Origin of the sequence: Serratia sp. PL17, from assembly GCF_017832355.1 — a bacterium.
Classification (GTDB): Bacteria; Pseudomonadota; Gammaproteobacteria; order Enterobacterales; family Enterobacteriaceae; genus Serratia.
This window is the reverse complement of sequence record NZ_JAFIBY010000012.1, coordinates 33,171-54,232: the sequence shown is the minus strand read 5'-3', so window position 1 is coordinate 54,232 and position 21,062 is coordinate 33,171. Positions and strand designations below refer to the sequence as shown.

Sequence of the window (21,062 nt, the reverse complement as noted above, 5' to 3'; positions counted from 1 at the left end):
CTTTTTTTTCGGAAATGACAATGCAAAAAGTTATAGAAAAAATCCAAAACACCGCCAGCATTAAAGCGCTGGTGGAGGTAATACGTAAGGCTCTGGGGAATGGTCGGAAATCTTATGTTGTTACCGCAAAAGGTGAAGAGGTTAAAACTCAGTTTGAGGTAGTCGATGCTTCAATGCTTCTGGTGTCCAATCATCTTGATGGCCGCATAAACGAGGCTTACCCACAAGAACTCCAGCCGCGAGATCGCACCCGTTTCTCCAGTAAACTCCAAGTTAATAATATTTCTCGGTCATTAAGGCCGGCTCAACTTACCGATTCCGGGTTATCAAGTCACGGCGCGCCGATCATCGGTGAAGATAATGCTGTGGAGTCGGGGAACGGCCGCAGCATGGGGATTATTAGGGCATATGCCGAGGGGCGTGCAGACGATTACCGCTCGTTTCTTATAAAACATGCACGTGACTACGGTGTCCGACCCAGGGATATCGAAAAGATGGAAAGGCCAATCTTAGTCCGTCGGCGTTTAACCGACGTCGACCGGGTGAAGTTTGCAAAAGACTCGAACCTATCTGACCTACAGGAAATGTCTGCCAGCGAAAAGGCCTTTGTAGACGCTGAGAGCATTACACCTGCGATGATGCAGCTCTTTGCCCCATCGGATAGCGGTGATTTGCTATCTCGATCTAACGCGCCCTTTGTGAAGGCGTTTATGGAAGAGATCGGTGCGACGGCGGCGGCCGGCTTGTTAACCGAAGATGGCCGGCCAACAAGACAGCTGATCGATAGGATGCAAAACAGCATTTTCGCCAAGGCCTATAAAGATAGCCGATTGGTGAAAATGGTGTCCGAAGAGCCTGATCCAGAAATGCGCAATGTGTTGACCGCTCTCAATTCTGCCGCCAGTGATTTTGCGCAAATGGTTATGCTCTCTGGTGATGTGCACAAAGAAACGGTCGGCTCTCTGTTGGAAGGGGCCAGTGAGGTAACGTCCCTTGATAAGACGGCCCTGGGCGCGTTGAAAGATGCAATAGACCTAGTGCGGCGATCTAAGGAGTCCGGGCAACATATCCAGGATGTTATAGCGCAAGTGGGTATGTTTGAGGAGGCGACGGATGAAGCTAAAGCTCTGGCCCTTTTCATTGTGGACAACAACCGGTCAGCTAAACGTATGGGCCAAGCCTTTAAGCTGATGGCGGAACGTATCAACGATGAGTTGATCCACCAGCAGCAGGCTATGGGGGATATGTTCGGCGGCGGCAGCGTGTCGCTCCAGGAGGTTTTGCAGATGGTATCTAACCAGATGCAGCTCGAAAGTGGCAAGGGGTTGGCGGGGGCACTTTTTGAATCGACAAAAAAGCGCGGTGACGCCGTGCTCCCGGTGTTGCGTAATGCAAGCAGTGTTCAGGGTATGAAGCGCATTATTGAGGCATTGACGTTTGATGGTAGTGGCTCTTTATCAACGCTAGCCGCAGCTGTGAACGCGGCGATAAAAACACTGACGATGACCAACCTCAATGATGCAGCTGCTTTGAAGCGATACCAGGTATTAACTGCAAGTATCCTTGGGAAGAAAATTGAAACGTTTACTGATCGGTATGGCCGGGCAAGCCTCTATACCCTTCATCCATTAATTCGTAATGCCCACATGTTCAAGCAACCAGATTGGTCTGCTCTCTTTAACTCCGGTCAAATTTTCCAGCTCCATTATGCAATCAAGCTTGTGATGGCTGATGAAGCCGAGCGAACAGAAGTGATAGCAGCTGCGCGCGCTGCTTACCCTGTGATCAGCAAAGTTATTGGGCGATCTCGGATTCTGACACAGGGCTATATGTCCGCTATGGGGATTATGTTGCCAGAATACCGACCAGCGGCGGTATATAAGGCGATCATCGCTGCATCGAGCGATAAAGGGCAGAGCACATTAAGCGCTACCGGAGCCAGTGTGGCCGTCATGTATGACGTTGATCGTGGTAGGGAACTGATGAAGTATGGGGATGTGACTGCTGAAGCCGAAGACACCAAGAAGCGTTACACGGGGTATTTATCAAGGGTTAAGGCGAAAATCGATTCACTTCAGGATAGTGATAAGGCGGTTGTTGAGAAGTTGCCGTATTCATTGCGTGCGGCTTTCCCTGCGTTTCATGCTGTGGATTTGTCCGGGCCAACACTAAACTTTGGGCAAACATATGGTCGCCGCAAATCTGTATCGAACTGGCTTGAGCGATATGACCCCGAAGAAATTCGCGATACTGCTGAAAAATACGGCAAAAGTAGTGTGTTAGTAAGTGAGATTATCAATGAAATGGCTGATGCCGCAGAAAATCACCAACAAGCGATAGTGAATCTATGCGACCGCGCGCGCGCGTTGGCGCAGGAAATTATCAGCGAATCGGACGTTACTGAAGCGGATGCTAATGAGTGGATTAAGGGAATAAAGATCCACAAAAAGGCCATTGAGACGATAGATGAAAAGCATGGGGAAGGTGCATTTTTGAATGCGCTCAACGACATTTACCGTTTATGTAGAGGCGGGATATCAACCCTAAAGGAAATTAAGTATCTCGAGCGTACCAGGGCGGCCGCCTGCGTGAACGATGGATCTCTAATCCTTGGCGCCAGTTCTGACCTTGGGGTGTTGTGGCATGAAGTGGGGCATCACTTCGAGTACAGCCATCCCGATCGACTGGCAAAGGCAAAAGCATTTATGGCTTCTGGTGGAGAAGCCGGCCTTCTGGATCTTGGCAGGAGCGAAATCGCTGCCAATTTAAACCTGAGTGACCCTTACATGGGGCGCCTGTATGGCTCCAAAACCATCGAAGATACACGTTCCACCGAAATATTCTCTATGGCCTTTCAATGCTTCTATGAGCCGCGTTATGCCGGTAATTCGATACTTAATGGCGATGCGATTCTGGATTTTGTGATCGGTTTGATTAAAGGGGAACACAATGCTTAACGTAACTATCATTTTTGATGGCCGGGAAGGGGTGATCCAATATGACGGTGACAGCATCGAAATACCGGCGCCTTTTGACGTTCTTGGAGCAATCAACAAAGCAGAGCTGGTGGATGAGGTGAAATTTGCTCATCTGAACCCGGTGCTGGGGTTTGTGCGTTCAGCTGAAGGGGCTTCACTTTATGAGCTGGTGAATACGTTGAGTGCTATCGGTTTTGAGGTGGAAATGGATGAAGAGACTAAAAACTCATTTGAAGATGTGCATGAGCGGGAGCAGCAGCTAGCCGACGAGCTTGTTGAATATTAACTTTCGAAATGTTGCACGAACGGCCCCTGGTGGGGCCGTCATCATTTGTAGATACGATGGGCTAAAAATTCTTTTGTAGAACCACCAGAAGGCTGGCGTGGCGATAGGTAGTGTTTTTGATTAGGTCAGTAGCCTTCCACCTTTTTCCTGAACGAGAGATCAGCATGTCAGGTCGTATTAATGTACCCTCAACTGTCTTTTTGAAGCCTTTTGACAGCCAGTAATTGCGAGATTTATTGATTTCCACTGTATCAGCGACAGTCATTCCTTTGGCCCCTCTCCATTATTTTTTTCCCTAAGAAACTCAACAGCCATTGCCACTGAGTTCCCCTTGTATCCTGCTTTCTTACTGATATCGAGCACTATGGTGAGCAGGTATTTTTGAACCTCCATCACTTCAAATGCCTGGCGCAGTAGAGGGCCGTGGATTTCGCTCGTTTTCGATATCTCAAAAATGCGTGTTGATACACTCTTTTTAATCGACAATTTAAAACCTAATTATCTATTAGATATTTGAAACAATACTATTAGTAAGGGCGCGGATAGGCAATAGGGAAGGTGAGATTTTTGGTGTGATAGCTTAGGGCTTAATCATATTATGTATTAATAAGGGGGCGCGACTCCCCTTCAGGTTACTCGGTTAGTGTCCCACCAAAGCGAACGTAGGCATTCAACAACGTATCAAGGCTATGCATTTTCTGGCCGTCATAATTGGCGCCAGGAAATGAAGCCCATGTTGCTCGGCATTTGTGGATGGCTGTAGCTATCCGGCCGGCATCTATATCAGCTAGCGCTCCTCGCTCTCTGATCTGCTGGAGAGCTACAGCATCTTGGCTGGCCGGCGAAAAGTCTTTTAAATTGAGCTGTATCTTGTATGGCTTCCACCAGCGATACAGGAGTTGGTATCGACCGGAAGCCGAAGATCTCTCGCCTTTTTTGTTAAACACTTTGGCCGGACGCCCGTTAGCGAATGGGTGATCGTTATAATCAGTGAACACCTCTGGTTTTAAGTCTAATCCTGTAACGATTACATCATAGCCATCATTTTTCGTGAGCACGTGAGTGCTTGTGCCTTCAGAAAACGCGATTACGTCGAAAAATGCGCGGCGGTTTTGATTCATTGGTAACTCCCACTTATTGTGCAGGCAAAGTGCCGTCACGAATCCTAATGGAAGTGTGTTTTTATACAGTGCCTATACCAAAGCAGGTTTTCTGCCAAGCATCGCTTTCAGCGAGTTCAAGTGAGTGCTTATTTTGGTTTTGTCTTTGAGCGCCCCCGCTTTTGAACGTGCTAAAGCCTCATCGAAGCGTTTTCCTTCAGCGATGATCCTCGAGTGGTTGTACTGGGTTTGAGAGTTCAGGGTGTGACTTCTGTTCCGGTTCTGTAAGAACGTAGCGCGTTCACGGCGTGCATGTGCTGCCCTGGTTATGGCGGCTGCTTCAGCTTCACGTATGAGACGAGTTGAAACAAGCTCAGCGTTAGTGATAGCGCGACGGGCTATCCCGGTTATGTTTTGCTTCTGCAAAGAAATTCCCGTGTTTGGGCCGCAGGCACGAACAAGGTTTTTATCTTCTTTTTTTCCCAAGGGTTGTACTTCTTTTTGTAGGTCACTTTGTCCCTTGGGGCTAACGTCATCTTGTCCTATGGGGTGGGCCTTTTTTAAAGGGGAAATATCCTTCAATTTCGATACTTTATGGATTAATCCACGGATAGGGGAAAGCGCAAGCTCAACGAATTTCTGTAGATCGCTATGGGCAATTTTGCGGATGTTCTTAATGCGTTCTTCACCCAGGTGAACCGTGAAGAATACACGGACGGCAGAAATAAACTCGCTGGTAAAAGTGTAGAGGTTTGGCTGGTGGCCTTTGATACTGTCGCTGACTGCTGTACGTGTCATGATCCCACTGGCCTCGATGACACGCATGTATCGTTGGACTGTGCGGGTAGATACGCCCGATTTCTCGGCCATAGTACTTTTGCTGTAGAAGAGACGGTATGCGTCCGAAGCTGCGGCGACATTGCAAATTTTTGATAAGAAGTCGCAGGCAGCGCGTGGGAGTAGAGTGTTATTAAGGTGGCGAATAAAAAACTCCAACGCCATTCCGGTTACATTTTCACCACGCACGAAGGGATTCCGCGCCACAACTGGCTTTTTTGCATGTTCCTGAGTGTTTTTTGGGCGTGCAGAGTTGCTACCAGCGATCTGCTGGGATAAAATTACATCCGGTGTCATTGCTTAGTTGCCTTGATTACCTGTTTCTTTAACCGCCAGGACAAAGAAATAGTTAGCTGGTGAAGTTCGTCAAAACTTATCAGCATGATTTAGAAAAAGGACGTCAGTTAAAAGCTGGCGTTTTTTTTCGCCTGTTAAAAGCTCAAATACTGTTAATCGCCTTCATTGAGAAGAGCATCAGAACGATCCTTTTTCGATCCGTGGCTCGGATGATAAGAGGTGATCCCCGTAAAACACAAACCATTAATTAGTTTTACGCAATCTTTTGGCCGGTTATTGTCCGGTTGCTGTATGGAAACACAGTGTGGTGGTGGAAACCCCTGATCGTGTGATCAGGGGATATTGTTTTTTACAGGAAGGATTTAAAACCATTGGGCAGAATTGGTGGCACTTCGCCAATTTTAGACTTGGAGGCCGGCGCCGCTTCTCTGGGAGTATTGCTACCAATAGGTAGAGAATTAAGGTTTCCGGCTGCGATGGACTCGAACATAGCATTTACAGTTTTAAGGTCGTCATCGGAATCTAAGCGTAATAGAGCCTTTTTCTGTTCTTCGCTTAGGAAAATCGGCAAGGTTCTGATTGCCGTTTCTAACATGGCGTCGCGGCGGTTCCGTTCGCGATTCGCTTCATCCAATGCCGTACCACTTTGTCGAATTTTATCCTCTAACTCCATCATCTGACCTTGCATGATAAGAAGGTCGCTTTGTAGGTGAACGTTTCTTTGTGCTGATTCGAACATCATTTCGTGGGACTGCATCTGGTCAAAATGCTTCAGGATATCGGAGGCGCCTTGTTCTGTGTAACCAGACTTGATTAGCTCTTCCAGGCGCCAGGTGTGCATATCGGACACGCCCTCCAGCATTGCTGCTTTTCGATTAAGACTGATGTAGTTCGGTGTAGTTACATAGTCAAAACCGTGGAAACTAGTTACGCGTGAAATTGCTGTGTCGCTGCCACCAGTCGCCCAGCTCCAGCCACCTGCCATTGACCGTTCCATGCCGTTAACAATATGACCTGGCTCTGTGTCTAAAATTTCCTGGGTATGTTCTACGATACCCTCATCATCAATACTGATCGCTAATGTTCTGTTTGAGGGCACGTTCTTCAACATGACGGGTTTGCCGTCGATGGTGACATAACAGACTTCCGGCAGGTCGAGATTGCCAGTTTCCTTATGATATAAGGCCCGATTAGTATGGCTGTAATACCCATACATTTCGCCTAAGTTGATACGTTCTTGCACTTCAGGTGAGCTAATGGTTGCGCGGATTGCACTCATTAGGTAGTTGCGACCATTGTGTGCGGTATGTTTGCGAATGTTATCGACAAGGGAAAATCGGTCAGTAACAGTTCGTAGTGCTTGTGTGGGCATGGTTCCCCCTTGGTTATGAGTGATGCTCAGTGCGACGGGAAACGTTATCCGAAGTGAGTTAAGAGTGGATATTAACTTTAATCTAATAGTTAATTAGATTAACATCATCACCGTTCAATCGACGAAAGAGAACCTAGGGAACATGATACCGAACAAACCAGAAATTATTGAAACTCGAGCTGCCGGCGATGAGCATCAAGTAGTGACGGTCAAAGGGGGCGGGAAATCTTGCCGGCGTAAACCGTGTCCTAAGTGCCCGTGGCGAAAGGATGCAGTAGGCGAGTTTCCGGCACAGGCATTTCGCCACTCAGCCAGAACAAGCTATGACCAGGCGACCAGCGTGTTTGCTTGTCACGATAGCGGGGTGGAAAATAGTGCTAAGTGTGCGGGATTCCTTCTGCGCGGGGCTGACCACAATTTGGCTGTGCGTTTGGGTTATATCCGGGGTGAGATTCCAGAAGTTGAGGATGGCGGGGTTGAGCTGTTTGATAGTTACCGGGAAATGGCCATAGCGAACGGTGTTGAGAGTGATGATCCTGTTTTGCTCTTGTGTCGCCCTTAAACATATTATGTATGAATAGTGGTTGATGTTGCGCAAGTATGAAATCATAATTCATACTTATGCGTTATGAAGTAGGCTCATTTGTAGGTTTTGTTACGCGTATTGAGTTAAGATGTCGTATCGACAATGACCAAAACTATAAAAATGCCTGTCTATCATTTGGAAAAGTTTATTGAGTTCCCGCACGGCGAATTCCTCTGTCATAGGTATGATTTTTCGGTTAAAAATCATGACTTCTTAATAATTTTTGCACCTGTAGATATCACAGATGCGGAATACCATGCATATCGGTGCGAGGAAGTCGGTTTCCAGGTGCCAGTTGATAGCTATGATGTAAAGTTTGATCGCATTGAAAACTTTGAAAGTGGCGATTTTTATGCTCCGCCGGCAAAAGGCAATTGTGGCGGGGGGCGGGCGTATCTGAACGAATTGGCAGGCGCTTTGGAAACGATCATCACTTTACATTGCAGTGTGTACCGCGCTAAGGCCTACTTTGCTATTGCTGAAACCGATAAGTTAAAACGATTTTACGACCGAATTTTACAAAAGACTTTTGATGAAGTATTATCTGACGTAACCACCGATCTAGGTGAAGAAGGAAAAGGTTATGCATTCAAAACGCGATATTACTAATCTGAAACAAATGACAGCGGCAGAACGCAAGCTTGAAGCTATGCGCCAGCTCAAGGCGTCCTTCGTTCAGGCAACGCGTTCTGGTACCGTGCGGACACGCACCGTTTCCGTTGAAGGCTAATTTTGTTTTTCCTTAAAACCCGCTACGGCGGGTTTTTTTATGCCAAAATTTTGAGTAAGGGCCGTTTATGGCCCTCAGTATTGGACTATGGCGCCATAGCGCTTTTAAAAATGCTTAAAAGATCTTCCCGAGAAAGCTCATCCAGACCAACGTTGCCCCAGCCGGCACTCTCCATCATTGAGTCATCTTGCTTGGTGCTAGATAGTTCCTGGTAGATTTTCGAGATAGTGTCATTGTTCATCTGGAGCATTTCAGAGAACAGCAGGTTCATCAACGCCGGCGAACTAGCCAGGCGCGCGTTGTTTTGAACTGCGTCCAGAATACTGACGACAACCGACACGTAGTTCGCCCTGCTTTCTTGCTCGCGGTTGGCTTCTGCCTGAAGCGCTGTGTTCACAGAGTTGAATTCAACACGGAAGGGGCGATTATTGTGCTGGTAGACCTTGCCATATTTGTAGGCGCAATGAATGTCGAATGTTCGGTAAAGGAAAGAGGCTGCTGCCTGCCTGAGCCAGTAACTCCTTTGCGCGGACTGTATAGCTGTCTGCTGCCAGCCCCCATCACCGAGTCCACCAGCCATTTGATCAGCCCATCCAAGCATAGTGGCGTCGACACCGACAGTAGAGCACAACTGTCGTAGGTGGAACATGACGTCTTCTATTCCAGTAATATCGGCTGGTATGAACTGTGTGTCGATTGTTATGCCGCCTTTCCCCTCGCCCATAACAGGAACGATATGGTTATAGACTGTCGGCATTACATTGCTGTTGCGAGAGGCGCGCATAATCTCTTCAGAGCTTCGTTTCAGTGATTGCCCAACGTTACGTGCATGTGCTGCTGCATTGACTGGATCAAGCTGGTTTGTCGATAAGGCTATCAGCCTGTCTATTTTTGCGGCGTTGTTCCTTGTGGCTTTTAGCGCTCGCAATGCGTCACATAAGTTGACGAAAGACTCATAGCTATATTCCAGGAAAGAGGTGCCATAGTTTTGAGTCTCAATTAGCTGCCGTTGCGAAGGGTCACTCAACAATGAATATCCTACCGTACCGGTATTCATAGGTCGGTTGTTAATGTCCGGCGTCCAGTATGGCACTTTCATTGCAACCAATTCCCACGGCTTTGCTAATACCCGTTGGTTCGTCAGTGGGTCAACAAAGTAATCCCCGGAGAAGCCGGCTAACTCACCACCGCGCTCGTACTCTGTTGTGAAGTGAGGCAGCGTGTAATAGCTGGATTCCAAGCTGGTGATCCCTTTGCGCTCTTTAGCGTAAGGTCTAATGTAGCTTACGCCATAAATAGCCATATTCAGCGCCCATGATGGAAGGCCTGAGTTCAGCATATCTCCCAGGTCGTTCATGATCTCGTTACAACGCCCGGCTGTTTCCTTATCGGTCGCTTCAATGGGCGCCAGGTTGAAACACATCCCACTTTTTTTATCCTGCGCCAGCGCATGGGACACATGAATGTTAAGTGCCGCAGATAGGGTTGGTGAGCGAGCCATTTGGTCAAAAATGGTATAGCGGGATAAGCGATCGCTGGGGAGAACTGAACCAGCGACGACAGTATCTCCTGCCGTAGAAAGGCCCGTTTCTCGATCATCGATAACAGTCGGCAGAAGTGTTCGAGAAACGATATTTCGGCCGCCGCCGCTGGCGATTACATTGGAGATGCTATCCCCGGCATCATAACCCCCCATCATACGGCGCAGTAGGTTTACGGGGTTCATCTTCGAAGGCTTCTTCACGGATAAAAACTCACAAGGTATAGGGTCAGTGCCGCCACCCTAACCGATGTGAGTTTTTGGAGAGCCAGCTTGAGCACAGAAAACAATCGCGCTGAAATTATTCCCGCGATCCAGCCTGTTACTACGATCAGGCAGATTGTCCGTGTCATCCGCGCGCTGGGGATGCGGTACAAACCAGTCGCATTTGGCGTAGATAAGCGCCAGGGAGTGAGTATTGACCGCGAACGAAAGAGCGCGAACAAAGCAGCACTGATGCTGTTAAACAGCCTTCAAGACGGAGACAAGTTAACGGACGAACAGCGAAAAACGTTGGCCGGGTACACCGGCGAGGGCGGGATCGGTGGTAGCGAGTACGAATATTACACTCCGCAGCCGGTAGCCGAGGGTATTTGGGATCTCTTGGCTGCATATGGTGTGGCTGGTGGAATTGGGCTTGAACCGGCGGCCGGCACTGGTGTATTTCAAGAAACGAAGCCCACCGGTGTGATTATGCAGTCTGCCGAAATTAGCGACACGTCAGGTCGGATAAACCGCTTACTTCACCCTGAAGATAACGTGAATATTGGGGCTTTTGAGTCCTTGGCAAGTAGTACGCCAGATAACACCTTCGATCACTGCGTTGGCAATGTGCCGTTTGGCCAGAGCCGTGGCAAATTCGCCGAACTTGATACGGTTTACAAAGATGAGTCCTTAGCCGGCTACTTTGTGTTACGGCCGATCGATAAGGTGCGATACGGTGGGCTTATCTGCCTCATCGTTCCGAACGGCCTTACGCATAACACTTCTGAAGCAAAACTCAGAGAGAAAGTATCCCGGAAAGCCGAATTCTTAGGGGCGCACCGCCTACCGTCAGGCACGTTTGAAAACAGTGGAACGGCGACGGTTGTCGATGTGTGGGTGCTACGAAAGCATTCGCAGGAAATGACCGAACGCATAATGCAGGAAAAAGAGAACGTGCTGCGTGAAGCTAACGTTCTTTGGGATACGTTCATTAAAGGGAAATGGTTTGATCTTGATGGCCGGCGTTACATTCACGGCGAAATGTCTAAGGTCGGCAAGGATAAGTTCTCTCGCCTGGTTGTTAAGGCTAATGGGATGGTTGACGGCGCGGCCATAAAAATCGCGCTGGCGAAGAAATTCGACAGCCGCATTAATTGGGAGCTGCTTTCACTGGATGAGCCACAATCGGCTACTGCAAACGAAGGCGAAAAACGACTCTTTTCCGGTGTTTGGTATGAGTTTGTAGGTGGCCGGTGGCTGGTGGATGATTCGGCCAACTACGACACTATCGACATGAGCAAGTATGGCGGAAAGAGCTACAGCGACTTGGTGACGCGCCTCAATAACGCTGAAGGGTTGTTATCACTTACGCCGTCGCAGCTGGAGGCTGTTTGGCAAAACTTCCCAGACGCGATCCCAAAGGAGTTTCACTTCGCCATTTCCTTTTCCATGCGGCAAAAACCAGCCTTGCGGGAACGGGTGTTGCGGGGATCGCTGATTGGCGCCCGGATTAAGACGTTGCAAGAAAAAATGGCTACTGGTTGGCAGTCTGAGGCGCTTGATCGTGAGTTGGCCGATGTGCAACGCCTGGTAGGCGAAGAGGTCACTGCCCACGGAAATCCGCACCAGGGACGTTCTGCTAAAGTCGCCGGCGACGGTGCCGCAGGCTGGCTTACCTTCAAGGCCAGCGTCACGAAAGAGGGAGAATTATCCGCGCTGCTGCGTGGTGATTTGGACAAGGGCAATCTGAAAACCTACGACGCCACGGATCATGAGCAGGTGTTGCGCCACTTGTTTAACCAGATTGATCTTGATCCGGTCGAGCTAAACTCCTTCCGAGAAGCATTCACTGGCGACCTACCGGCGAGTGACACGGCGCTATTAAACCTGTTGGCAACTAAAGACGGGATCGCCGTCCAACCTGACGGCACGCTTATGCCGATGGATAGGGCCACCAGCGGTGATATTGGTCTGTTGAATAGCCAGTTATTAGGTGCCCTGGATGGCACGCCAGATGGAGCGATCAAGGACAACTATCATCGCCAGCTGGCCGAGATAAAGGCGCGTCGGAAATGGACGAATGCTGATGATATAGATTTCTCGCTCAACAGCCGCTGGTTTGACCGAAGCGTGATCCAGGAGTTTTTACAGGAACGCGGGTACAGCGATGTTAAATACGTCAAAAATGTGCAGATAGAAAATGGCGACCTGGTATCTGAGGATGGCTACCACGGCGGCGACGGTATATTTACCGGTTACCGGTATAAATCCGTGCGCACCAAAAACAAGGAAACGGGTAAGGAAGAATGGGTTTATAAGCGAGTACGCAACAGCGATGGTTTTCTTGACCAGTTTGAGAACTACCTTAACGGTGTGAAACCTCGTGGCGTTAATGCAGATCTATATCTGGGGCAGATCCGAGGGTTGGAAGACGACTTTAATCAGTGGATACGCCGCCACGATTCACTGTCAGCACTGGTGCAGCAATACAATGATTCATTCAATGCCTTTATCCCGTACAGCCATAGCGAGGAATCGCTAAACCTGAGCGGTATATCAGGTGATCGTATCCCGTTCCGATATCAAAACTCGGAAGTGCGCCGGTTATCCGAGGATGGTCGAGGGATCACTGCGTTTGGTACGGGCCTGGGTAAATCCACCGTGGGATTAGCCCTGGAAGCGTACAACTTTGAGAACGGCCGCAGTAAGCGAACCGCTTTTGTTGTGCCAAAAGCTGTACTTGAAAACTGGTATCACGAAGCGCAGGAGTTCTACAGTAAACCTGCACTCGATAACATGTTGTTCGTTGGCCTGGATGAGATACGCGGGGAAGATGGTTTTATCAAGCAGGTACCGGTGCTTGATGACAACGGCGAACCGGTAATTAATAGCAAAACCGGCCTACAGGTTTACCGCAACGCAGTAAAACTCGCCTCGCCAGAAACAATAAAAGAGCGGATGAACATGATCCCCATGTCCAATTATCGCTCGGTACTTTTGACCAAAGAGCAGTTTGCTGCCATTCCACTCCGCCAGGATACCGTAGACGAGCACGCTCGAGATGTTCTGTTTGCCGAAGCGCAAATGGGGCGTGTTGATCTGATCGGTGGAAAGCACCGCGATGCTGCGAAGCGCAACAAAATACTGGCTCGTGCCAGTGATACCGGTACGGACAAAAAAGAGGACTTTCCGTACTTTGAAGATATGCACTTTGACAGCATCATAGTTGATGAAGGGCATAACTATCGCAACAGCTATGCTGCTGGCCGTGAGGCTGCACAGTTGGCCTACCTACCCACCGGTGCCGTGGCGAAAACCGCACGAGATATGGCGTTGAAAACGGCTTTTACCACCAGCAAGAATAGTGGTCGAGGCCCGGTATTCCTGACGGCAACTCCGCTGGTTAACTCACCGATCGACGCCTTCAATATGCTATCCCATGTCGTTAGCAGTGAAGAATGGCAGCGTATGGGCATTCTCACGCCGGATGACTTCGTGAAAACGTTTGGTTTAACCGAAGAGGTCACTGTTCAGAAGATTTCCGGCGAAATTGAACGTAAGCAGGGGCTGGTGGGCTTTAAAAACCTGGACGGCCTGCGTGGTATTTTCCACCGTTGGACAACGCTTAAAACGGCCAAAGATGTATCAGATACGGTAAAAATCCCCGAGCTGGACGAACGGAATGTTCCGGTGCCGATGACCGCTAAGCAAGCCGAGATTTACGAAGAGTTACGCCAGCGGGCCGATGCGCTTTCTAAAGGTGAAAAGCCAGATGAAGGAGAAGAAGGTGATTCTATTTTCTCCATCATCCGCGATATGGATCGCGTGTGCATAGACCCAGACCTTTACTACCGTCAAATGACGTTCCGCTTTCCTGTAGGGAAAGCTAGTGCCGTGGCTGCGCTCGTGGATCTGCTACCGGAATATGTCGGTCGTAAGCTCGATGAGGACGACGATAGCGGTAAGTCTGTACGGATCAAGGTTGCCCCGGAAGTTACAACCACCAGCGATTTCGTTCAGCTTGTTGTGTCGGAGGCAGCAGAAAGCGAGGTGTTGAAACGTTTGGGCAAAGCGGGCTTACAGGTATCCGATGTATCGCATCCGGTACCGCCGAAATACAGTGCGCTGGTCGAGAATCTGAAAGAAGGGGTAAAAACCGGCAAGCAGATCATATTTACCGATGAAAAAACGCAGCATGGCAAATTGGCGCGGATTATTGCTGATGCTCTCGGAATTGACCTGTCGATGATCGGCATTCTCAACGCGACAACCGTCGCTGAGGCGGGGAAAACAGGGAGGTCACCCAAAGCTGTCGCAGAACCAAAAGAACCGAAAGAAGACGCTAGTCAGGAAGAATTAGCGAACTACTACCAGGCCAAAGAGGAGTATGACGAGTATATCGCCAAAAAAACGGAAGTATCCCTTGGCGGGTTGGAGCAAATCGCAGCGAACTACAACGAAGGCCGCACGCCGTTCCTGATCTGTAATAAAAAGGCCGAAGTAGGGATCAACCTTCACCGTGGCACCAGTGATGTTCACCATCTTACTCTGCCGTGGACGCCTGCCAGCATCGACCAGCGCAACGGTCGTGGTGCGCGTGTGGGTTCAAAAGCCAGTTCCGTTCGAGTCCATTACTACTGTGGTAAGGGTTCGTTTGACGAATTCCGGCTCAATACGCTGAAACGTAAAAAGGACTGGATTACCGAAATTCTCACCTCGGATAAGGCGCGAATGGCAAACGCGGACGCCAATAACCAGGAAGAAATGCGGCTGTTGCTTGCTGCTAACCCGGAAGATCACGCTCGCATGGTCGCTGAGGCCCGCTCGAAGGCCGAAGCCGTTGCAAGAGAGAAAGCCCGTCAGCGAGCTGAGGCTAATCTGGCGGAGTACCTCAAGATGAGTCATGCCGAGAAAGAGAGCGCAACTACGATTGCCTCGCAACTAGCCGGTGCTCGTTCGCGTCAGGCAGAGGCCGAGCGTAAACTTGCGGCAGCGCGTGATGATGTGCAAAAGGGGATGAGTTCGCAGTATTCCGGCGTGGAACGACATGCGCGAGATTGGGTAAGTGCCATACAAAAATCATTACAGAAGGAAACGCGTGAAGTTACACGACTTGAACGAATTACTTTACGAATGCAGAAAGCGGCCGACCGAATTAAGCAACTCTCACCTGAAATTGAACGCGCAATCAAGGCAGGGTTACTGAACATTGATACCGATATTCTGACACATGGTGATCGCTACGTTCAGACAGCATCAGGGCGGATGATCAAGCGTGGCGGTATCTATCGATTGAAACCGGGTAGCGGGAGCTATGTGCGACTTCGGTCGATCGATATAGACATTGGCTCAGGCCTCGCCGATGTTATTTTCTTTGAGGATAACAAAGGAGGTTCTTTGGAGAGCGGTAAGACAGTTGTCCTGGCCGACTTGGGAGAAGACAGCGATGTGCCGGAATCCGAGGCCACTCTTCGAGCTTGGGCCGCACCAGGGCGCTATACGCATTCTGTAGAAGAACAGATGACTAAGGGCGAGTTTGAGCGATACCTGGGGAATGGCTGGCTGATTCTGAGCGATACGAGGGTGGTATATCGCAATGATGCAGGTGAACTGGATGCTTATGATTTGCGGATAACACGCTCCTATTCCCCTAATCCGCTCATCACTAGTGAAGGCATGGAATGGCTAACCCAAAATGCGGCGAACGTGGTGTACCCGGATACTCAGGACGATACGCTTAAAACTGCGATGGCAAAGTGGTGCCGCTCTGATCGGAATGTGAGAGGGATTGAACCATTTCTTATTGGCCTATTTGGCCGAGAGTGGCGTAGCGAGGTTAATAAATACGGGGAGATCGCAAGTCCAGCGGCTATTGATGAGATTGTTGCTGCGTATGTTGCACGTTCGATTGAGAAAACCGACCTCAAAAATCGGAAATTTGACGGTAGTCAAGTGTCGCAGTACAGCGAATACCTGCTTACCGGGAAATACGATGCCACGCAGTACATAAGCAATGTAATCCCTCCGTTCAAAGCAAGCTATATCCCTAGCGAGTACCGAAACACCGAGGACTTCCAGCCTGTGCTTTCTGCTGCCACCAGGCAGAAAACCGCCGAGCATCATGAAAATGTTGTCCAGCAAGCGAAGCGTATCGCGCACGCAGCCTGGTTGCGATATGGCGATAATCTGGCGCTACCTGTGAGTGTGGTTTACGAGAAGGCCAAAGAATTTAGGGCTACGGCTCTATTGTTATCGCCCATGTATAAATCATCGTCTTTCGGGGTCATTAACTACGATGCGTATAATCTGGATGAGTTCTATGCGCACGCGGTCATCATGGGGCTGATCGACAAGGAGAGCATCACCGAATCCGCTTTTTATGACAGCTCGATGATCGGTGAAACGACCAAAAGGATTGACTCAGCCTTCAGCGCAGCTAACAGCGACAATACTGCGTTCCTGGCGGGACTAAAATTGCGTGCAGGCCTGATAACCGAAGAAGAGGCTAAGGCAGAGGCCGACCGCGTAGAAGCTGAGAAGACACAGCGTGTGAAAGCCGATGAGACAGTATCCGAAGCGACCACCAGCATGGATAGCATTACTGTCCGAAAAAATACCCAGCCATTAACCGGCGGGAAAGGTACTAACCGTTATGATTTCCCCGCTGATGGTGCGTATGGTTTGCAGGATAGCGATGGGATAGGTGGCGCTTTGTACCAGGCTAAGGATAAACTCAAGTCTGAATTTGGAGCTAAGTACCTGAATGGGAAACGCTCTGGGATGGAGTTTATGGGTAGCTGGTGGATTATCCCTGCCACGCATGATTTGAAAGACGTTATGGCAGTGATCGCTGAATATCGCTAACTACTGGAGAAGCCCCCGAGAGGGGGCATATCAAATCGAAAATGACAACATTGATCGACACTATGCAGCCATCAGAAAGCCACATCGAAGAAATACTGCATGAGCAAGCCCTCAATGGCCGTAGCGAGCTTGAGTACACCTCAGCATACCTTACTGGCCTTTCGTCGTGCCTGAAGGCCAATCCGGCCCAATATCGTACCTTTGGGCCGTGGTGGCCTACGGTAAAAACTTTATTGATTGATGGTTTTGGCTCGGACTTGTTCGGGGATCAGGTGGCCCAGGATGTTAGAGCTATCTATGGTCTTTCTCGGCCAGCACTCTCCCTTGTTGCTGCTCACCTATATAGCGCGGAACGCATCGAATTCGGTTTAATGTATGCACCACAGCATGAACTGGCCGTGCATGCTGATGCTGATGATACCGAGCCATATATTTATTATTGCGACGATGATCAGATGGAAAAGCTGATCGCTTTGAGAGGGGTTTTAGCGTGAGAGAAAGGCGCTGGTATACATGGCTAGAGCTGGTATCTATGGCTGAAAGCATGGGATACGAGCTGACAATCGATCACCGGCAGATGAGCCGCATGATGCGGCTTACAAGCAAGGCTGATCCTGAATGTTGGGGCACTGTCTCGGATTTGAGCACTGGCGAACCAGCCAAAGGTGTGAGGCATTACTCGCGGGAGGGATGGAACCGTTCGTTGCCGGATAACATCAGGCAGATAGAAGTCACCCATAAAGGGAATAACAAGAGAGCTTAGGCTCTCTTTTTTTATGATTATATTCATGAATAACAAAAAGTTTAAGTTATCAGTGATTGCAAAAACATGATTTTATGTTGCGTTAAACTAATCAATAAATGTATAGTTGTCGTGTGCCGGAAAACAGGCACAAAAAAACCCGCCGAAGCGGGTTTCAATGAGGGGTTGTCAATCGACGAAATTTCCAACCCCGTTTTACCTAACGACGAGAATATATCATGGCTAAGAATCAAGTGTCTACGCTGGTGGATTTTGTCAACGCCCGCCCTGCAAGTCGCTCAGCGGCAAAACCTTCCACCTCTTCTGTTCCAAAACTGCTTCAGTTTCTTGGTATGGCGCTCGGTACCATCGGTGTGATGACCGTGCTTAATGCCGTCTACGTGTTTGCCACCCGTTAACCACGACGCCCCGGCTTGCCGGGGCTTTCAACAGAGGTTTCAACAATGAACAAAGTGCGAACCGTAGAAAATACTCGAGCACGCATTGTGAATGCGGCAAAAACGCTGGTTGACGCTAAAGCGCAATACGCCAAGGGCGATGTTGATGACAGTGCGGCACTGACTGATGCACAGGAACAGTACGAGGAGTTACTCACCGCCGTCGCTGCGGAAGAAATGCTTCTGCTACTCAAAAAATAACTCCTTTCATGCCTCCGGGCAGAACATTTCGAGAAATATCATGAGCAAATTCAATATGACAGAGTTAGCCAAGCTGGCGGCCAAGGTTCCAAGCGTCAAGATGGCTGTGATCAGTACCGCCCACGTTCCAGAGTGTGATTCTGAGGTGCTCCCGACTTTGAGCTGGGATGAACAGGATGAAGAGGGTCTAAATTGGCTGGTTTGCACTGGCTCAGGCTGGATCGTTCTCCCGCGCGAAGATGAAGATTGGGCTGAGGTGCTTACTCACTGTGGGATTAGCGAGCCGACCATAGCCACAATCACTGTGCTCATGGAAGCAGGGTTCGATGCTATCAATTTTGATGTTGGTGCAGCAACGGTCGACGGCCTGCCACTGTTTGACTGGTAAAGGAGGTACCAATGGAATACGGAAAATTTCGTAAATTGGCTTCGCAGATCGCTAAAAAATTAACAGGTGCGAAGCAGTTTGCTCAGTATCAAAAAATTCTGAAAGAACACCCAGAATTTAGCGAGCAAGAGCGGTTTCGCTTGGCGCGGTTGGCCGGGGAAATCATCGAGGCTGAAGGCGTTATCGACCCTTCCGAACACAGCCCACTCTAACCATTTAGCGCCCGTATGGGCGCTTTCATATTTGATGCCCCGGCAACGGTTGGCATCCTCACCGCCGAGCAGAAGGCTGAAATCATGAAGGAGCGTGCATAATGAATAAGCAACTGGAAGAGCTGAAAGCGGCCGCAATTGCCGCACTTGCCGCAACTCCGGGACAAGATGCGATATTCATCGCTGCTGCTACCCCCGCCGTCGTACTGGCTCTGCTGGAAGCGCTAGAGACTCTCGACTCAATGCTAACTGGGTCTGAGCAGGCGCTGGAAGATAAAGACCTCCAGCTTAAGGCCTCGATACGCCGAGAGTCGCCAGCGCCAGCAGTTCCGGATGAGGCGACAGCGGAAAATGTAGAGGCGTTATCCGGTTATGTTTCTACCTACAAAATGACCGAGAGTGAGCGAGATATCGCCGCCGAGGTTTGGAACGCCTGCCGCGCTGCAATGCTGGCAAGCATTCCAAGTCCGGTCAGTGAGCACTGAGCGTGTTCTAACTAAGGAACCACTGAAGGTAAGGGCGCAATGCGCCCTTTTTAATGCTCAATTATTAAATATGAAATCATACTTCATAAGTTATAAATATAAATTATGACTTTACATTCTGATTTATTGGGATAATAATCAGTCAAATTATAGAGTGACACGCAGTTCATATTTCATACGTATGAATTCATAAGTGTTAACTCATACGTATAAATTATTAAGTTATATCGAGGGTTCGCATGATCACTGTCGTTGGCGCAAACAAGGGTGGATGTTCGAAAACTACCACGGCCGTAAACATAGCGGTGGGGCTTGCATTACGTGGTGAAGAGGTTGTGCTGGTGGATGCTGATATACAGCTCTCGGCGTCGCGTTGGAATGCTGAGCGTGAATCATCTGGCCTTCAGCCATTTATTACCCTAATACAGAAAACAGGAAACATCGCGGCAACGCTGCGAAGCCTGGACGAGAAATACAAACACGTCATAGTGGATGTGGCCGGGCGTAACAGTCGGGAACTGATCACGGCATGTACCGTGGCACATCAGCTAATTGCACCGCATCAGTGTTCACAGCTGGATCTGGACACAATGCTTGAGTTGCAAGAGCAGTTAATCCAAGTTCGTGACTTAAACCCGGAACTGAAGGCGTATTGCTATCAAAGCATTGCCTCAACGAACGTAATTTTAGCTGGGACTGAGCGCAACGAATTTCTGGAATACGTTGCAGAGTTCGACCAGCTCAAGCCATTGAACTCAAAAAGTTGTTTCCGCAAGGTTTATCGCGATGTTATGGCTGAAGGTAAATCGGTGCTGGAAACCGGCAATGAAAAAGCGAAAGTCGAAATTTGGTCTTTGATTGACGAGGTATTCTAATGGCTGTTAAAAAACCAAGCGAACGTGTGCAGGTAGATCGCCGCCCCGCACCAAGTGAAGCCGAGGTTGAAGCCCTCGCTAAGCGTCTGTCAGACCGACCATACGGGCAGCACGAAGCTGAGCCAGAGGCGTCAGTGGCACCAGCGGTGGCCCCAGCACCAGCTGAACAGATGACGCGCACCGCTATTTCGTTGCCAATGGCCCTACAGCGCAAAATTGAAGATTTGGCACTTAGCAATAAGCGAGCAGGGAAGAACCCTAAAAGTGTCAGTGCGATTATGCGAGAAGCAGTAGAGAAATACCTGGCCGAACTTAATAAGTAATAACTCATACTTCATAAATAATACTTGCTAATTCATAAAGGTGCCTTCTGGTACCTTTTTTTTGCCTGTAAAAATGTTAATCTAATAGTTAATTAGTTTTACATGGTAAAGGATTGATATGAGCACAGAATTCAAACGCAGCGCAGGCCTATTCTACGTTACTCGTGTAACACCGGGCTACTTCCCAACTGGAGGATGGAGGGCAACGGCAGCACCACACTTTGAGGTTGGATATTTCCCTGTAGACCCCATTTCACCTGATCGATACAGTGTACCTCCAGGAAAAAAAATACCTGGTGCGCCCGAGAGATTTCGAGGGGAAATGGAGGCAGGGAAGTGGCTGCGTGAGAATGTAGATCGCGTGAATGCGGAGGTGCTTGCTCAAACCGGAGTAGCAAAAGTAGATATCAGCACTCGGTTATAAATTGCTGGTGTTGGTGTTAAACTAATTAAAGGTTAGTTTTTTATTATGATGAGTGAGTGATGGCAAGAGCTGAACGGAAAATCGCGGACAGTAGCATCTATCGATTGAGTACACCCCGCAAGCTGATAGAACCAGCTGAAAACGGAAAAACTACTTTTGA

General features: G+C 49.1%; 19 protein-coding genes. 14 read left to right on the top strand and 5 right to left on the bottom strand.

Annotated elements, in window-relative coordinates; translation table 11 throughout:
* Positions 1–20 precede the first annotated feature (20 nt).
* Positions 21–2,957: a hypothetical protein gene (locus JOE25_RS25240; protein WP_230118560.1), complete on the top strand. Its 2,937-nt coding sequence runs from the start codon at positions 21–23 to the stop codon at positions 2,955–2,957.
* Entirely contained in the window at positions 2,950–3,264 is a 315-nt protein-coding gene (locus JOE25_RS25235) for a hypothetical protein (RefSeq protein ID WP_129941868.1), read from the top strand. Before JOE25_RS25240 ends, JOE25_RS25235 begins: the two co-directional genes overlap by 8 nt.
* Before the next feature lie 261 nt (positions 3,265–3,525).
* On the opposite strand, the gene JOE25_RS25230 is transcribed toward JOE25_RS25235, so the two are convergent.
* From JOE25_RS25230 to JOE25_RS25215, 4 genes are all read right to left on the bottom strand, one after another.
* Positions 3,526–3,750, bottom strand: coding sequence for a hypothetical protein (locus JOE25_RS25230; protein ID WP_129941869.1), 225 nt, complete (start codon positions 3,748–3,750; stop codon positions 3,526–3,528).
* 146 nt (positions 3,751–3,896) lie between these two features.
* On the bottom strand, positions 3,897–4,385 hold the full coding sequence (locus JOE25_RS25225) for a glycoside hydrolase family 104 protein (RefSeq protein ID WP_129941870.1): 489 nt from the start codon (positions 4,383–4,385) through the stop codon (positions 3,897–3,899).
* A 72-nt stretch (positions 4,386–4,457) separates the two neighbouring features.
* Positions 4,458–5,498 carry a hypothetical protein gene (locus JOE25_RS25220; protein WP_129941871.1) on the bottom strand — a complete coding sequence of 347 codons (1,041 nt, stop codon included), beginning with the start codon at positions 5,496–5,498 and terminating at the stop codon, positions 4,458–4,460.
* A gap of 349 nt (positions 5,499–5,847) precedes the next feature.
* A complete protein-coding gene (locus tag JOE25_RS25215; protein ID WP_129941872.1) occupies positions 5,848–6,870 on the bottom strand; it encodes a head processing protein in 1,023 nt (340 codons plus the stop codon).
* A gap of 142 nt (positions 6,871–7,012) precedes the next feature.
* On the opposite strand from JOE25_RS25215, the gene JOE25_RS25210 reads away from it, so the two are divergent.
* The 3 genes from JOE25_RS25210 (at position 7,013) to JOE25_RS25200 (ending at position 8,186) form a co-directional block, all read left to right on the top strand.
* Entirely contained in the window at positions 7,013–7,432 is a 420-nt protein-coding gene (locus JOE25_RS25210; protein WP_129941873.1) for a DUF6283 family protein, read from the top strand.
* Between the two features lie 126 nt (positions 7,433–7,558).
* Positions 7,559–8,065, top strand: coding sequence for a hypothetical protein (locus JOE25_RS25205; protein ID WP_129941874.1), 507 nt, complete (start codon positions 7,559–7,561; stop codon positions 8,063–8,065).
* Positions 8,040–8,186: a hypothetical protein gene (locus tag JOE25_RS25200; protein ID WP_165366467.1), complete on the top strand. Its 147-nt coding sequence runs from the start codon at positions 8,040–8,042 to the stop codon at positions 8,184–8,186. Before JOE25_RS25205 ends, JOE25_RS25200 begins: the two co-directional genes overlap by 26 nt.
* A gap of 85 nt (positions 8,187–8,271) precedes the next feature.
* Here JOE25_RS25200 and JOE25_RS25195 read toward each other — a convergent pair whose 3' ends face one another.
* Complete coding sequence (locus tag JOE25_RS25195) at positions 8,272–9,912, bottom strand: phage portal protein (protein ID WP_129941875.1); 1,641 nt, start codon at positions 9,910–9,912, stop codon at positions 8,272–8,274.
* Positions 9,913–9,999: 87 nt separating this feature from the next.
* On the opposite strand from JOE25_RS25195, the gene JOE25_RS25190 reads away from it, so the two are divergent.
* The 9 genes from JOE25_RS25190 (at position 10,000) to JOE25_RS25150 (ending at position 20,478) form a co-directional block, all read left to right on the top strand.
* Positions 10,000–16,794 carry an SNF2-related protein gene (locus tag JOE25_RS25190; protein ID WP_242507341.1) on the top strand — a complete coding sequence of 2,265 codons (6,795 nt, stop codon included), beginning with the start codon at positions 10,000–10,002 and terminating at the stop codon, positions 16,792–16,794.
* 41 nt (positions 16,795–16,835) lie between these two features.
* The gene (locus JOE25_RS25185) at positions 16,836–17,288 is read left to right on the top strand and encodes an olxA (protein ID WP_129941876.1); all 453 of its coding nucleotides are present in this window, start codon (positions 16,836–16,838) and stop codon (positions 17,286–17,288) included.
* A 487-nt stretch (positions 17,289–17,775) separates the two neighbouring features.
* Positions 17,776–17,955, top strand: coding sequence for a hypothetical protein (locus JOE25_RS25180; RefSeq protein WP_129941877.1), 180 nt, complete (start codon positions 17,776–17,778; stop codon positions 17,953–17,955).
* Between the two features lie 45 nt (positions 17,956–18,000).
* Complete coding sequence (locus JOE25_RS25175; RefSeq protein ID WP_129941878.1) at positions 18,001–18,195, top strand: hypothetical protein; 195 nt, start codon at positions 18,001–18,003, stop codon at positions 18,193–18,195.
* A 40-nt stretch (positions 18,196–18,235) separates the two neighbouring features.
* Positions 18,236–18,583: a DUF5983 family protein gene (locus tag JOE25_RS25170; RefSeq protein WP_242507342.1), complete on the top strand. Its 348-nt coding sequence runs from the start codon at positions 18,236–18,238 to the stop codon at positions 18,581–18,583.
* A gap of 11 nt (positions 18,584–18,594) precedes the next feature.
* Positions 18,595–18,795: a hypothetical protein gene (locus JOE25_RS25165; protein ID WP_129941879.1), complete on the top strand. Its 201-nt coding sequence runs from the start codon at positions 18,595–18,597 to the stop codon at positions 18,793–18,795.
* Between the two features lie 101 nt (positions 18,796–18,896).
* Complete coding sequence (locus tag JOE25_RS26620) at positions 18,897–19,280, top strand: hypothetical protein (protein WP_242507343.1); 384 nt, start codon at positions 18,897–18,899, stop codon at positions 19,278–19,280.
* A gap of 239 nt (positions 19,281–19,519) precedes the next feature.
* Positions 19,520–20,155, top strand: a complete 636-nt coding sequence (locus JOE25_RS25155; RefSeq protein ID WP_129941880.1) for an AAA family ATPase — start codon at positions 19,520–19,522, stop codon at positions 20,153–20,155.
* The gene (locus tag JOE25_RS25150; protein WP_129941881.1) at positions 20,155–20,478 is read left to right on the top strand and encodes a hypothetical protein; all 324 of its coding nucleotides are present in this window, start codon (positions 20,155–20,157) and stop codon (positions 20,476–20,478) included. Before JOE25_RS25155 ends, JOE25_RS25150 begins: the two co-directional genes overlap by 1 nt.
* Positions 20,479–21,062: the final 584 nt, after the last annotated feature.